12 protein-coding genes are annotated in these 13,960 nt (G+C 48.1%); 3 read left to right on the top strand and 9 right to left on the bottom strand.

Translation table 11 applies throughout. The features are described 5' to 3' along the window. The 4 genes from J7529_RS24950 to J7529_RS24015 all read right to left on the bottom strand — a co-directional run. On the bottom strand, window positions 1-108 hold a 108-nt coding region (locus tag J7529_RS24950), incomplete at its 3' end, for a transposase (protein WP_413038979.1). Between the two features lie 84 nt (window positions 109-192). Continuing rightward, window positions 193-315 (bottom strand): hypothetical protein, encoded by a 123-nt coding sequence (locus J7529_RS24025; protein ID WP_318731076.1) that lies wholly within the window; start codon window positions 313-315, stop codon window positions 193-195. A 109-nt stretch (window positions 316-424) separates the two neighbouring features. Beyond that, on the bottom strand, window positions 425-829 hold the full coding sequence (locus J7529_RS24020) for a LuxR C-terminal-related transcriptional regulator (protein ID WP_318731075.1): 405 nt from the start codon (window positions 827-829) through the stop codon (window positions 425-427). A gap of 466 nt (window positions 830-1,295) precedes the next feature. Next, window positions 1,296-1,634 (bottom strand): tRNA-binding protein, encoded by a 339-nt coding sequence (locus J7529_RS24015; RefSeq protein WP_318731074.1) that lies wholly within the window; start codon window positions 1,632-1,634, stop codon window positions 1,296-1,298. A 207-nt stretch (window positions 1,635-1,841) separates the two neighbouring features. Here J7529_RS24015 and J7529_RS24010 point away from each other — a divergent pair, with 207 nt between their 5' ends. Next, window positions 1,842-2,990, top strand: coding sequence for an alanine--glyoxylate aminotransferase family protein (locus J7529_RS24010; protein ID WP_318731073.1), 1,149 nt, complete (start codon window positions 1,842-1,844; stop codon window positions 2,988-2,990). Between the two features lie 137 nt (window positions 2,991-3,127). Here the strand turns inward: J7529_RS24010 and J7529_RS24005 are convergent, their stop codons facing one another. Continuing rightward, complete coding sequence (locus J7529_RS24005) at window positions 3,128-3,553, bottom strand: DUF29 domain-containing protein (protein ID WP_318731072.1); 426 nt, start codon at window positions 3,551-3,553, stop codon at window positions 3,128-3,130. Window positions 3,554-3,695: 142 nt separating this feature from the next. On the opposite strand from J7529_RS24005, the gene J7529_RS24000 reads away from it, so the two are divergent. Then, entirely contained in the window at window positions 3,696-4,541 is an 846-nt protein-coding gene (locus tag J7529_RS24000) for an RNA methyltransferase (RefSeq protein ID WP_318731071.1), read from the top strand. A 285-nt stretch (window positions 4,542-4,826) separates the two neighbouring features. Here J7529_RS24000 and J7529_RS23995 read toward each other — a convergent pair whose 3' ends face one another. The 3 genes from J7529_RS23995 to J7529_RS23985 all read right to left on the bottom strand — a co-directional run bounded on the left by J7529_RS23995 (window position 4,827) and on the right by J7529_RS23985 (window position 10,032). After that, window positions 4,827-6,347 (bottom strand): WD40 repeat domain-containing protein, encoded by a 1,521-nt coding sequence (locus J7529_RS23995; RefSeq protein ID WP_318731070.1) that lies wholly within the window; start codon window positions 6,345-6,347, stop codon window positions 4,827-4,829. A 357-nt stretch (window positions 6,348-6,704) separates the two neighbouring features. Continuing rightward, window positions 6,705-8,273, bottom strand: coding sequence for a WD40 repeat domain-containing protein (locus J7529_RS23990; RefSeq protein ID WP_318731069.1), 1,569 nt, complete (start codon window positions 8,271-8,273; stop codon window positions 6,705-6,707). Window positions 8,274-8,391: 118 nt separating this feature from the next. Continuing rightward, on the bottom strand, window positions 8,392-10,032 hold the full coding sequence (locus J7529_RS23985) for a WD40 repeat domain-containing protein (RefSeq protein ID WP_318731068.1): 1,641 nt from the start codon (window positions 10,030-10,032) through the stop codon (window positions 8,392-8,394). Between the two features lie 407 nt (window positions 10,033-10,439). Here J7529_RS23985 and J7529_RS23980 point away from each other — a divergent pair, with 407 nt between their 5' ends. After that, a complete protein-coding gene (locus J7529_RS23980; RefSeq protein ID WP_318731067.1) occupies window positions 10,440-12,827 on the top strand; it encodes a choice-of-anchor I family protein in 2,388 nt (795 codons plus the stop codon). Between the two features lie 113 nt (window positions 12,828-12,940). Here J7529_RS23980 and J7529_RS23975 read toward each other — a convergent pair. Next, the coding region (locus tag J7529_RS23975) for a HEAT repeat domain-containing protein (RefSeq protein WP_318731066.1) at window positions 12,941-13,960 on the bottom strand (1,020 nt) is incomplete at its 5' end.

The raw sequence follows: 13,960 nt of genomic DNA, 5'->3' as shown, positions 1-13,960 counted from the left end.
CGTTTTAGCATCGGGCACTGGATCTTCTATGCCCAGATTTAGAAACTTCATAAACGAGAGTCTATCATTGACTTGGTACGCCAATTGATCGTCACTTAAATTGAACAATTTTTGTAGGATAACTCACTTGAACATTAAGATAACGTCTAGGGTTTTACGACCGGCATTACTTGAGAGTTTACGGTCATGAATTTATTCGAGGATTGGACGAAACTCTTCCCAAGGTACTAATTCATTGAGTTGAGAGAGCAGCGGTTTTTCCTCCTTTAGCTTTTTCTGACGGTTCTCTACGTCCCAAAAACTTATTTGACCCATGTTTTTCCCCTTGCTTTTCCTTTCTTGATTATCTCATGAATTCACGGTATAGCCAATTAATAGAAGTGCCCATATGCTTTCATTACCTCTTAATACCCATAAAATCTCTTCACCTTAGATTGTACCTCAATACAGCGCAAAGCGCTGTAAGGGTGTTGAGATTGGTTATAGCCTTTTCCCGTCCCACAAAGTTCGGATCGCTCTGAGTTTCTTGCTCTATCTCCGGTTCCGGTGCGTCTTCCTCTGCTGTTGTCTCTTGTCCGACCAATTCCGGTTTATACTTGGCGAATAAGGCGACTAAATTATGCCGTTGTGAAGTGCGATCGCCCTCTAGATCGTCCGTTAAACCAAAATCGATACAAAGCTTGCGGATATGTTGTCTGACCGTATTTTCTGTAATGTACAGCAACTGACCAATTTGTGAGTCTCCTTGTCCTGAGAGAAATCGCTCTAACACCTCTTTACGTCTTGGTGTCAACTGTTGAAAACTCCGCTCAAACTGCTCTTTTTCCATCTTGCACAAGTGTTTATGGATCTTGAGTTGCTGTATAGACAAATACTAACACGGGTTTATTCCAATATTCAATAGGCTTAACCATAATGGACTCATAGCCAATTTAAGACTGGAAGGAGAAGAAAATATGAGTCCTTTTGAACGTTTCTATTGTCTCATTTTTAGTACCAGCGTGGTTCTTCAGCTTATCACTCTAGGCTTCCGATTTTATAAATTCCAACAAGATCCACCTTCTAATCCGGTTGTTGTGCTTGAACAGCACTGCCAGCTTTAAAAGCTGTAGGGTGCGTTAATGACGCACCCGATGATAAAGACAACACTTCTGGTATTTGTCCTGTTTAACTGGTTTCAAAATACAAAAAATCCAACTTCAGTTCCTGGATAGAAATAATAGTGCTTCTATTTAAGCCTCTTTCTGGAATCAGCCGCCAGGAAAAAACGTAAAGAGCATTAAGCAATCATAAATTTAGCTAATTTTGGCTCCATTCTCCACCTTAAAATCCGGTGTAATTAAAACTGTTCCTTGCTCTTCAGAAACCGCCGCCAGCACTAGCACTTCGGATTTGACTCCAGCTACTCGTTTGGGAGCAAAGTTCATCACACAAACAACTTGTGTATGGACGAGACTCTCTTTCGAGTAATTCTGAGTAATTTGGGCAGAACTGGTTTTGATACCTAGAGTGCCAAAATCAATTTTGAGAATATAGGCTGGATTTTTAGCCTTTACATTATCTTCTGCTTGTAGAATGGTTCCTACTCGAAGATCGAGTTTGAGAAAATCAGAGAAATTAATTTCGGGAAACATAGTCAATTTAAGTATTTCTCTTCCAAGTTGCCATCAATTGAGCCTTGAGAGGTAAGATGAGTTTCTCTGAGTCCCTTGTTAGCCGCCTGTTAAGCACACTTTTATAAAGCAATGGTATGACGGGAGAGAACACTAAACTATTTCCTCTAGTCCCCCATTCCCTGTAGGATAGTAAACTGCCCTTGAATTTTATAGGAGAACCTAGTTATGGATGATAGCTTAATGTTAATGATTCCCGGCCCTACTCCAGTGCCCGATCCGGTGCTGTTGGCAATGGCAAAACCGACGATTGGTCATCGTAGTGGCGACTTTAGTTTGATTATGAAAGAGGTGACCGAAAATCTCAAGTGGTTGCACCAAACCCAGAATGATGTGCTGATTGTTGCTGGGAGTGGAACCTCGGCAATGGAAGCGGGTATCATTAACTTCTTAAGTGTAGGCGATCGCGTTTTGGTCGGATCGAATGGTAAATTTGGCGATCGCTGGGCTAAAGTGGCCAAAGCCTATAACCTAGAAGTAGAGGTAATTAGCACCGAATGGGGACAACCTCTCGATCCCGAACCCTTCCGGGAAAAGCTCGAAGCAGATACCGAAAAGCAAATTAAAGCCGTAATTATCACCCATTCGGAAACTTCCACAGGGGTACTCAATGACTTAGAAACCATTAACCGCTACGTGAAAACCCATGGCGAAGCGCTGATTATGGTGGATGCAGTCACCAGTTTAGGCGCTATTAGCGTTCCCATCGATGAATGGGGGTTAGATGTGGTAGCATCAGGTTCCCAGAAAGGCTATATGATTCCTCCAGGATTAGGATTTGTCTCCGTTAGTGCTAAAGCTTGGGATGCTTATGAAACCGCAACCTTACCCAAATTTTACTTAGATTTGGGCATGTATCGCAAAACAGCCGCTAAAAACAGCAATCCCTTTACCCCTCCTGTGAATCTCTTTTATGGCTTGCAAGTGGCTCTACAGATGCTCAAAGATGAGGGATTAGAGAATATTTTTAGCCGTCATCAGCGATCGAAAACCGCCATTCGGGAAGCTGTCAAAGCCTTGAATTTACCCACGTTTGCCTCTGATGATGCGGCTAGTCCCGCAGTCACCGCAGTTGCACCGGATCGGGTAGATACCGAGCAAATTCGTTCTACGATGCGCAAACAGTTTAATATTGCCTTAGCTGGCGGACAAGACCATTTGAAGGGTAAAATTTTCCGTGTCGGTCATTTGGGATTTGTCGGCGATCGCGATATTCTCACCTGCATTTCTGCCCTCGAAGCCAGCCTGCAAATTCTCGGCGATACCGGCTTTACTCCCGGTGCAGGAGTAACCGCAGCCGCAAAGGTTTTAGGTTAAAGGATTGTAGATTGTAGGGTGGGCAGCAGAAGTCCGCTATTGATTGACTTTGACAACTTTATCCTCTGCCCACCCTACCCGCTATAGCGTGAACAATACTTTTCCCATTAACCATTACTCTTCTGCCACGTGAATCGCTATATATCAAGCAACTCATCTAGAACATAGGGACACTCTTCTGGAAAATCAACCTTATTTTGAGTTTTGATTTTAACAAAACCTAATGCATCTTGATAAATAGAATCAAGTTCTGATTCCAAATAATTTCTTAAATTGGTGGTTAGTTTACGCTTGAGTTGCACTCGGAACGTATACAATTCACCTTGCCAATGGACAGAGTTATATTCCGCTTTAGTTGTCCAATAGTCTAGGAGCAATAAATGACGAATAACTTGCTCTAAAAGACTAGCAACGGCATTTTTCTTTTCTCTGCCCAACTCTTCTAATTCCTCAACTAAATTCTCTAAATCGAGATGATCAAAATCCTTGTTTCTCAACAATTCAATTATTTCTTCTAACCATTGAGAATCATCGACTTCATAGATCTGTTTCAAGTTAGTCATATCACACTTCCTTGGCTTGTAAATTCGATCGAATTGGGATAAGATATCATTAGTAAACTGTTCTCTAGATGGCATGAGCCTATACCTTCGATGAACACTCTACACCGTAACCTTCAGTGCCTGGGAATCGCCGGCAAGGAGGATGGTCAATAACAATACGATTGGCCATCCATCCCCTAGTGTCACCCGGACTCTAGCAAAAATAAAACGATTACAATGCGATCGCCAATATCGCGATACCCAAGGAACCTTCTTTATCGAAGGTGTGCGTAACTTTATCCGAGTTGCTGACACTCGCCTGAAAATAGAGACTATCCTTTACAGCGAAAAGCTTCTAATCGCCCCCTTAGCTCGTAAACTGGTACGCCAGTTGCGGCGCTCCGGAATTCCCACCGTGCGCCTCTCTCCAGAACAATTTCGCAGTATCTCGCAAACCGACCGTGCTTCTGGCGTAGGGGCGATCGTTAAACAGAACTGGCTTCCCCTAAAGTCTACTACTCCCCATGTTGGACTCTGCTGGATCGTCCTCGATCGCATCCGATCTCCAGGTAATTTAGGCACACTCATTCGCACCTTAGAGGCTGTTGGTGGTGCTGGGTTGATTCTCCTCAATCGCTCCGTCGATCCCTTTTCCCCAGAAACCGTGCGCGCAAGTATGGGGGCTTTGTTCCATCAGAAATTTATCCGTACTAATTATCGATGTTTGCAATCCTGGATACAACAGCATCAAGGTTGCATCATTGGTGCATCTCCCGATGGGAAGCAAAGTTTTCATCAATTTCACTATCCCCAAGCGACCTTATTATTCTTAGGAGAAGAACGGCAAGGACTCTCCGACCAACAGCGAGCCATATGCGACAATCTGGTTCGCATTCCCATGGTTGGTCAGGCTGACTCTTTGAATGTCGCTGTAGCCGGGAGTTTGTTAATGTATGAAGTCTTTCGGTCTCGAAACGCACAGGATCGGATTCAAGCTGACCCGTTCTGATTCTGTACAATGTTGCACTTTTCGTTGTTGCACTTTAGCGCTAAAGCGCAACAACGAAATGAGTTTTCTAATACACTAAGTTTAGTGCCGTGGCGATAGTCGGGTATATCAGCGAAAACGAGAGAAGCACTTACTGAGAATTGAAAACTGTACAGATAGCTTGATTCCACTTCGTTCCATTCGCAATGACATAATTTTCGGTAAACTGATTATTTGGACTTGAGATCAAAAAGTCTTGCTCTCTTCCTATCCCCCATCTCCCGTTCCTTGAGAGAAGTCGAAGGGCTACCTCTGCAAGCGCTCTTCATACTGCTCATACACCACCTTATCCAAGCGCCGAGCCTGTTGCCATAGCTTCTTCGCACGGTCTGGATCGCCAGCTTGCGTCATGGCTAAACCTTGCTGTATCCGCAACTCGGCGATTTCGCGTTTCTCTGGGAGTGGCTCAAGGGAGGCACGAACCCATGAAGAATGGAGTCGCAGGCGATCGCATCCTATCTCTAACCGCCTTTCCCAAGAAAATTCCGTAGCCCAGTCCCACACCCGCAAGGTACTGTCCAAACTGCCAGAAATGACCTTGGAGCCATCGGAGGTAATGGCGAGGGTTTTAAGGGAATTCCGATGACCCTCTAGGACAACTAAAGATTGTCCCGTAGCCACCTCCCACACTCGCACTGTATTGTCCAAACTGCCAGAAATCACCTTGGAGCCATCGGGGCTAATAGCAATAGAGATGACATCATCCTGATGACCCTCCAGGACGGCTAAGGACTCTCCTGTGGCCATATCCCACACCCGTACTGTATTGTCCCGACTCCCAGAAATGACCTTGGAGCCATCAGGGGTAAGGATAATGGAGCTGACCGTATCGTGATGACCCTCCAGGACGGCTAAGGACTCTCCTGTGGCCATATCCCACACTCGCACTGTATTATCCCAACTGCCAGAAATAATTTTGGAGCCATCGGCGGTGATGGCGAGGGAAGTGACACCACTCTGATGACCTTCGAGGACAGCTAAGGACTCTCCTGTGGCCATATCCCACACTCGCACTGTATTATCCCAACTGCCAGAAATAACCTTGGAGCTATCGGGGGTGATGGCCATGGAGATGACACCATCCTGATGACCCTCCAGGACAGCTAACGACTCTCCTGTGGTGATGTCCCACACTCGTACTGTCGTACTCCCTGAAATGACCTTGGAGCTATCGGCGGTGATGGCCATGGAGAAGACCCAACCTTGATGACCTTCGAGGACAGCTAAGGACTCTCCTGTGGCCATGTCCCACACCCGCACGGTATTATCCTCACTGCCAGAAATAATCTTGGAGCCATCGGGGGTGAGGGACATGGAGATGACATCGCCCTGATGACCCTCCAGGACAGCTAAGGATTCTCCTGTAGCGATGTCCCACACCCACACCATATGATCCTGACCACCAGAAATCACCTTGGAGTCATCGGGGGTGATGGCCATAGAGGTGACTTGATGGCCCTCGAACTGATGGCGTTCGCGGCTGACTTTCACGGTTTCAGCTAAACTCGTGTCCACCAAGGACAAGACCTGGCCAAGTTTCTGCTGACTTCTCCCTGTTGCAGCAATGGCACGAGTTAGGGCGGGTACAAGTTCAGGTGGGTCGTTGACAACTGTCCAGGCAAATAAGGCATCAGTTCGCAGATCTGCCTTCACTTGGTCTCGCCAGGCCAGCACCCCAAGCCAGGCGGCGGCTACGAAAAAGGCTGCTACTGCTCCTTTGACTACCCGTCGGCGCTGCTTCTTTTGCTGCTCAGTATTCTGATCCATAGTATAGATATTTGCTAAAACACTTCAAGCCTTTGATATTTGATAATTGAGGGAATTACTGGTTCCCCTTTAATGTCATGTAATTTTATAGTATCCCTCGGCATTTCCATCTGTAATTACTGCTCCGAGTTCCGTACTCATTATTCAGGCCAAACTTTAGATCTACTTGATCAGTACGCTCTTTTTAGCTGAACACTTGACTGATTACTGGGTTGGAGATCGCCGCATTATCCCGCTTGTATGATTGTTGGGAATTCTAACGCTTGTGAATTATTAATGATTAATTTATACTAATTCAAAGGGTCGTACTTTTCATACACGGCTTTATCCAAGCGCCGGGCCTGTGCCCATAGCTTCTTAGCACGGTCTGGATCGCCAGCTTGCGCCATAGCTAAACCCTGCTGTATTCGTAATTCGGCGACGTTTCTCTGGGAGTGGCTCAAGGGAGGCACGAACCCATGAAGAATGGAGTCGCAGGCGATCGCATCCTATCTCTAACCAATCTTGCCACGTTAGTACCCACTCTGGCAGGGGATTCTTCCAATCGCCAGAAATAGTCATCAAGCCATCAGGAGAACTAATCCCAGGTCCATCGAGATCTCTTTTCACCACCGCTAAAGCATCTTCCGTAGCCAGATCCCACAGCCGAACTGTAGCATCTGTACCCCCAGAAATGACCTTGGAGCCATTGGGGGTCAGGGCAATAGTGAGGACAGAAACCTGATCGCCTTCCAGAACAGCTAAGGACTCTCTTGTGGAAATGTCCCACACCCGTATTGTAGAGTCCAAACTGCCAGAAATGATCTTGGAGCTATCAGGGGTAATGGCGATCAAGCTTGTCTGATTATCCGACACGATAAAGGACTCTCCTGTAGCGATATCCCACATCCGCATTGTAGAGTCCGAACTGCCAGAAATAATCTTGGAGCCATCGGGGGTGATAGCGAGGGAAGTGACCCCCTTCTGATGACCTTCGAGAACAGCTAAGGATTCTCCTGTGGCGATGTCCCACACTCGCACTGTATTGTCCCAACTGCCAGAAACAACCTTAGAGCCATCGGGGGTAAGAGCAATGGCGTTGACCCCCTCCTGATGACCCTCTAAGACAGCTAAGGACGCTCCTGTGGCGATGTCCCAGACTCGCACCGTATTGTCCCGACTACCAGAAACAACCTTGGAGCCATCAGGGGTAATGGCAATGGAGCTGACCCAACCCTGATGACCCTCCAGGACAGCTAAAGATTCTCCCGTAGCCAGATCCCACACCCGCATTATAGAGTCCTCACTGACAGAAATGACCTTGGAGCTATCAGGGGTGATGGCAATGGCATCGACAAAAGCTTGATGACCTTCCAGGACAGCTAAGGACTCTCCTGTGGCGATATCCCACACCCGCACTGTATTGTCCCGACTGCCAGAAATGACCTTGGAGCCATCGGGGGTAAGAGCAATGGCATCGACCCCCTCCTGATGACCCTCTAGGACAGCTAAGGACTCTCCTGTAATGATGTCCCACACTCGCACCGTATCGTCCCAACTGCCAGAAACGACCTTGGAGCCATCGGGGGTAATGGCGAGGGAGGTGATTGTAGCCTGATGACCTAGAAACCGGTGGCGTTCAGGGTTAACTTGCACGGTTTCCGCTAAACTGGCTTTCACTTCGGGTAAGACCTGGCCAAGCTGGTGCTGAGTTCTCCCCGTTGCAGCAATGGCACGAGTTAGGGCGGCTACAGGTCGAGGTTTGGTTGCCACAAGGGCCTGGGCAAATAAGGCATCAGTTAAGGCATTAGTTCGCAGATCTGCCTTCACTTGCTTTCGCCAGGCCAGCACCCCAAACCCCCCGGCAGCGGCTACCAAAAAGGCTGCCACTGCCCCTTTGACTACTCGTCGGCGTTGCTTTTTTTGCTGCTCAGTATTCTGACTCATAACTAAAGATATCTCCTAAAACACTTCAAGGCTTTGATCGGGTTTTTGCACTACCATCAGCTAGGACAATGGAGTGCCATGTTGAGACCATCACGGCTCCGAGTTTTGCGGTTAATTGTTAATTGATTAAGCGCTCCTCATACTGCTCATACACGGCCTTATCCAAGCGCTGGGCCTCTTCCCATAGCTTCTTTGCACCATCTGTATCGCCAGCTTGCGCCATGGCTAAACCCTGCTGTATTCGTAATTCGGCGATTTCCGTATTGCTCCAGACCAACTGCTCGCAGGTGTCAATTGCTTCTAAGGTCATCTCCCGTTCCTCTGGGGATGGCTCAAGGGAGGCGCGAACCCATGAAGAATGGAGCTGCAATCTATCGCATCCTATCTCTAACCAATCTTGCCAAGTTACTGCCTCCACCTTGGAGCCATCGGAGGTGAGGTGTCTTTCCAGAATCGCTAAAGAATCTTCCGTAGTTAGGTCCCACACCCGCACTGTCGGGTCTCCACCACCAGAAACAATTTTTGAGCCATCGGGGGTGAGGGCAAGGGAGCGGACAGTGTTATGTCCTTTCAGCACAGCTAAGGACTCTCGTGTCGCTAAATCCCACACCTGTATCGTAGAGTCGAAACTACCAGAAATGACCTGGGAGCCATTGGGGGTGGCAATAGAGGTGACTAAATCCTGATGACCCTCCAGGACAGCTAAGGACTCTCCTGTTGCGATGTCCCAAACCCGCAGGGTATGGTCGTCACTGCCAGAAATAATCTTCGAGCCATCGGGCGTGACGGCAATAGAGCTGACTTCATTGCGATGACCCTCCAGAACAGCTAAAGACTCTCCTGTAGCTAAGTCCCACACCCGCACTGTATTGTCCCGACTACCAGAAATGATTTTGGAGCCATCGGGGGTAAGGGCAATAGAGTAAACTACATCCTGATGACCCTCCAGAACAGCTAGGGACTCTCCTGTAGCTACATCCCATACCCGCACTGTAGAGTCTCCACCGCCAGAAATAATTTTTGAACCATCGGGGGTGAGGGCGATGGAAGTAGCCCAAAGCTGATGACCCTCCAGAATAGCTAGGGACTCTCCCGTAGCTAAGTCCCACACTCGCACCGTATTGTCCCGACTGCCAGAAACAACCTTGGAGCCATCGGGGGTGAGGGCCATAGCGATAACCACACCCTGATGACCCTCCAGAACAGCTAGGGACTCTCCTGTCGCTAGATCCCACACCCGGACTGTATTATCCCAACCGCCAGAAATAATCTTGGAGCCATCGGGAGTAAGGACGATGGAGCTGACAAAAGCCTGATGACCTTCCAGAACAGCTAAAGACTCTCCCGTAGCTAGATCCCACACCCGCACCGTATTGTCTTGACTGCCAGAAATCACCTTGGAACCATCGGGGGTAAGGGCGATGGAGGTGATTATACTTTGATGACCTAGAAACTGGTGGCGTTCACGGCTGACTTGCACCGTTTCCGCTAAACTGGCTTTCACTTCGGGCAAGACCTGGCCAAGTTTGTCTTCGCTTGTCCCTGTTGCAGCAATGGCACGAGTTAGGGCGGCGACAGGTCTGGTTTCTAGAAGGGTCTGGGCAAATAACGCATCCGTTTGCAGCTCTGCCTCCACTTGCTCTCGCCAGGCCGGTACCCCAAACCCCCCGACGGCGGTTACCAAAAAGGCTCCTACAGCCACGGCCCCTTTTACCACCAATCGGCGCTGCTTCTTTTGCTGTTCGATACTCTGAGGCATAAATAAATAGATATCTCCTAAAACCTTTAAAGCCTTTGATCGGATTTTTCCACTACCATCAGTATTGTAATTGAACCCAGTTTTACTTGCTACCCATGCTACCCACGTTTTTAGAAACTGTTTTGACCGCTTTACTGTTGGAAGTTCTAGACAGAATCATCCGATTTTTCCCGATGTATTTCTAATTTGGAAGGGAATTATTGAGCACGAAAGCTCTTCAGAAGATGATGATTTAGACGATGATTATAGTTGGTAATTTACCGAATATTGCTACGCGATCGCTGCATATCTAATGTATAGCTTTAATCTAAGCTTAGTTTTAATTTAACCGTAAAATATGGAATTGTTAATTTTTGGAGGTAACAAAATTTAGTAGGATGCGGGCAGGTTTGTAGGAGGAATAAAGCATGGCAATTGAATTAAAGGTGATTGGAAGATACTCATCGGGGGTTATCGACGAAAGTGCTGCGGAGATTGTTGCCCACGATCCGGGAACCCAACGCCTGTTTGTGGTCAATGCCAATAGTGCAGCCGTTGACGTTCTGAATATCAGCGATCCGACTGACCCAACTCTCACTTCAACCATAAACATTGACCCCTCTATAGGTGCTGGAATTAATAGCGTCGCGGTAGCGAATGGGGTGGTAGCTGTGGCGGTGGAAAATGCGGACGCGGTAACCCCAGGAGCGGTTGCTTTTTTTGACCCTAATGGCAATTTTCTCAATTCAGTCACCGTTGGTGTATTGCCAGATATGGTTACTTTCACTCCAGATGGGCAGAAAGTGCTAGTTGCTAATGAAGGGGAGCCGGGGAATACAGATCCAGAAGGTTCTATTAGTATTATCGATATTTCCAGCGGGGTGGCTAATGCAACGGTAGTAACCGCAAATTTTACTGCTTTCAATGGGCAGGAAGATAGCCTGCGAGCCGAAGGGGTGCGTATCTTCCCGAATAAAACGGTTGCCGAAGATGTGGAACCGGAGTATATTGCGGTTTCGCCCAATGGCAGTACGGCTTTTGTGACGCTTCAGGAAAATAATGCGATCGCCATCTTGAATATCGATACGGCGACAGTCCAAGACATTATACCCTTGGGTTTGAAAGATCACAGTCTTCCAGGGAATCGTTTGGATGCGAGCGATCGCGACAATGCAATTAATCTACAAAACTGGCCGGTGTTCGGGATGTATATGCCGGATTCGATCACTTCTTTTGAAGCCAACAGCCAAACCTATTATGTGATAGCCAATGAAGGAGATGCTCGCGATGAGGATGAAAGGATTAAGGACTTAACCTTAGATCCCACAGCATTTCCCAATGGGGACGATCTCAAGCAAGACGAACAAATCGGACGCTTACAAGTTTCCAATATTGATGGGGATACTGATGGTGATGGGGACTACGATCGCCTGTTTGCCTACGGAGCGCGATCGTTCTCCATTTTGAACCAATCTGGCACTCTAGTTTACGACAGTGGCGACGACTTTGGGCGCATTACCTCCGAGCAGGTTCCCGCCCTGTTTAACTCTGGAACTGAGCTAGAGAATGGTAATATCGAGACGAGTTTTGACGGTCGCAGCGATAATAAAGGTGCAGAACCAGAGGCGATCGCCACAGGCGTAGTCAATGGCAGAAGTTATGCTTTTATTGGCTTAGAGCGCATTGGCGGCATTATGGTCTACGACGTAAGTAACCCCACCGCGCCGAGTTTTGTTCAATACGTTACTCCCAATGGCACAGATATCGCTCCCGAAGGATTGGCGTTTATCCCTGCTGCGGATAGCCCGAATAATAATCCCTTACTGGCAGTCGGGAATGAATTCAGCGGTACGACAACGCTTTATGAAATTGCCCAAATTCCAGCGCCAGCTCCAGCGCCAGCTCCTAGTCCGGGTCCAGTTGTAGACCCAGTTGCCCCACCCAGCACACCCAGTCCCTCACCCAGCGCCACACCAACCTCCTCAGTCAATATTGTGGTGGAAGTGGCTGGAGCGTTTCAAGCCACTGTTGGTAATGATATCTTCTCCGGTACAGCCTCTAGTAATATCATCTTTGGTTTAGAGGGCAACGACCAAATCAATGCCGGTGCGGGCGATGATAATACCAATGGTAATCGCGGCGATGATACGGTCAATGGTGGTACGGGTAACGATACTTGTAATGGCGGTCAAGGCAATGACCAAGTGAATTGCGGTGATGGCAACGACCGAGGGAATGGCGATCGCGGTAATGACATCGTTAATGGAGATGCTGGTCAAGACCAACTCACTGGTGGTGAAGCTAATGATACTCTGGATGGCGGTGCGGATAATGATGGCATCTTTGGTGGTCAAGGCAATGACCTGATCAATGGTGGTGCTGGTGATGATGTGATCAGTGGCGACTTTGGTACGGATACTCTCATCGGTGGTGCGGGAAATGATGTATTTGTCCTTCGCACCAGCACCGCAGCAGCCACAGCAGCCACAGCAGATGTGATTCTGGACTATCGTCCTGGCGATACCATTGGTCTAACCGGTGGCATTACTCCCAATGACCTCACGTTGACTGTGGAAAATGGCAATACGATTATCCAAGTTACCAATAATGGCGTAACCTCCGTCTTGGGTGTAGTGAATGGGGTATCTCCAGCACAGTTGACCTTTAGCACTGCCAATATTCAGGTGAACATTACCGGTAATGTTTCGGTCACCAGTAGCGTCTTTGTCGGTGGCAGTATTTCCGGTCAAGGGTTTGCGGTGGGTGCAACGGCATTTGCCAGCGTTGACTTTACCAACTCGTTGACCTTGGTCTAGCGCTCTGTTGTCCTGGAATGGGGGAATAGAGGGAACAGGGAACAGCAAAGCGGATTGGGCATAATTCTAAGTTTAGTGAAACAGTTGTCATTGCAACTCCCTATTCCCTATTCTTAACCTTCTGCCACTAAATCGCACAGCACATCAATGCCTCGACCAACATACTTTGAATCTTGATGCTCAGAAATCCATTCCACAAGGCGTGGAACAAGATCAGTATATTTTTTCTCCAAATTGCCCAAGGCAGAAACAGCAGAGATACGCACAACAAAATTCTCATCCTGGAGAAGTGGCAAGAGGTGCTCGATGACTTCCCCAGAGCTGTTTCCCAACTTGCCCAAGGCAGAAGCCGCAGAGATACGCACGTCAGAATTTTCATCCTGGAGCAGTGGCAAGAGGGCATCAATGACTTCCCCAGAGCTGTTTCCCAACTTGCCCAAGGCAGAGGCCGCAGAGTCACGCACAACAAAATTCTCATCCTGGAGCAGTGGCAAGAGGTGCTCGATGACTTCCCCAGAGCTGTTTCCCAACTTGCCCAAGGCAGAGGCCGCAGAGATACGGACAACAAAATTTTCATCCTGGAGCAGTGTCAAGAGGGCATCAATGACTTCTCCAGAGCTGCTTCCCAAGTTGTCCAAGGCAGAGGCCGCAGAGTCACGCACAACAAAATTCTCATCCTGGAGCAGTGGCAAGAGGGCATCAATGACTTCTCCAGAGCTGCTTCCCAACTTGCCCAAGGCAGAGGCCGCAGAAATACACACATAGAAATCTCCATCCTGAAGGAGTGGCAAGAGGGTATCGATGACTTCCCCAGAGCTGCTTCCCAAATTGCCCAAAGCATAGGCAGCATAGCGACGCACGACCGAATTCTTATCCCGGAGCAGTGGCAGGAGAGCATTAATGATTTGCTCAGAGCTGTTTCCCAACTTACCCAAGGCAAATGCAGCATAGCGACGCACAATCGAATTCTTATCCTGGAGCAGTGGCAGGAGAGCATTAATGATTTGCTCAGAGCTGTTTCTCAAGTTGCCCAAGGCAAATGCAGCAGAGCTACGGTGCGACCCGTTTGACCTAAACCCCTTTCCCAGAGTGCCTTTGGCACATTCGGGATATAAAGGTGGATAGTCAGCAAG

Origin of the sequence: Roseofilum sp. Guam (assembly GCF_017746735.1) — a bacterium.
GTDB classification, from domain to species: Bacteria; Cyanobacteriota; Cyanobacteriia; order Cyanobacteriales; family Desertifilaceae; genus Roseofilum; species Roseofilum reptotaenium.
This window is presented reverse-complemented; position numbering and strand designations above follow the sequence as displayed.

Bases quoted from the DNA above. Each gene is read 5' to 3' on its own strand.
- J7529_RS24025 (WP_318731076.1), bottom strand. From the start codon at position 315: ATGGGTCAAATAAGTTTTTGGGACGTAGAGAACCGTCAGAAAAAGCTA.
- J7529_RS24005 (WP_318731072.1), bottom strand. From the start codon at position 3,553: ATGACTAACTTGAAACAGATCTATGAAGTCGATGATTCTCAATGGTTA.
- J7529_RS24015 (WP_318731074.1), bottom strand. From the start codon at position 1,634: ATGTTTCCCGAAATTAATTTCTCTGATTTTCTCAAACTCGATCTTCGA.
- J7529_RS24000 (WP_318731071.1), top strand. From the start codon at position 3,696: ATGGTCAATAACAATACGATTGGCCATCCATCCCCTAGTGTCACCCGG.
- J7529_RS23985 (WP_318731068.1), bottom strand. From the start codon at position 10,032: ATGCCTCAGAGTATCGAACAGCAAAAGAAGCAGCGCCGATTGGTGGTA.
- J7529_RS23995 (WP_318731070.1), bottom strand. From the start codon at position 6,347: ATGGATCAGAATACTGAGCAGCAAAAGAAGCAGCGCCGACGGGTAGTC.
- J7529_RS23990 (WP_318731069.1), bottom strand. From the start codon at position 8,273: ATGAGTCAGAATACTGAGCAGCAAAAAAAGCAACGCCGACGAGTAGTC.
- J7529_RS24020 (WP_318731075.1), bottom strand. From the start codon at position 829: ATGGAAAAAGAGCAGTTTGAGCGGAGTTTTCAACAGTTGACACCAAGA.
- J7529_RS23980 (WP_318731067.1), top strand. From the start codon at position 10,440: ATGGCAATTGAATTAAAGGTGATTGGAAGATACTCATCGGGGGTTATC.
- J7529_RS24010 (WP_318731073.1), top strand. From the start codon at position 1,842: ATGGATGATAGCTTAATGTTAATGATTCCCGGCCCTACTCCAGTGCCC.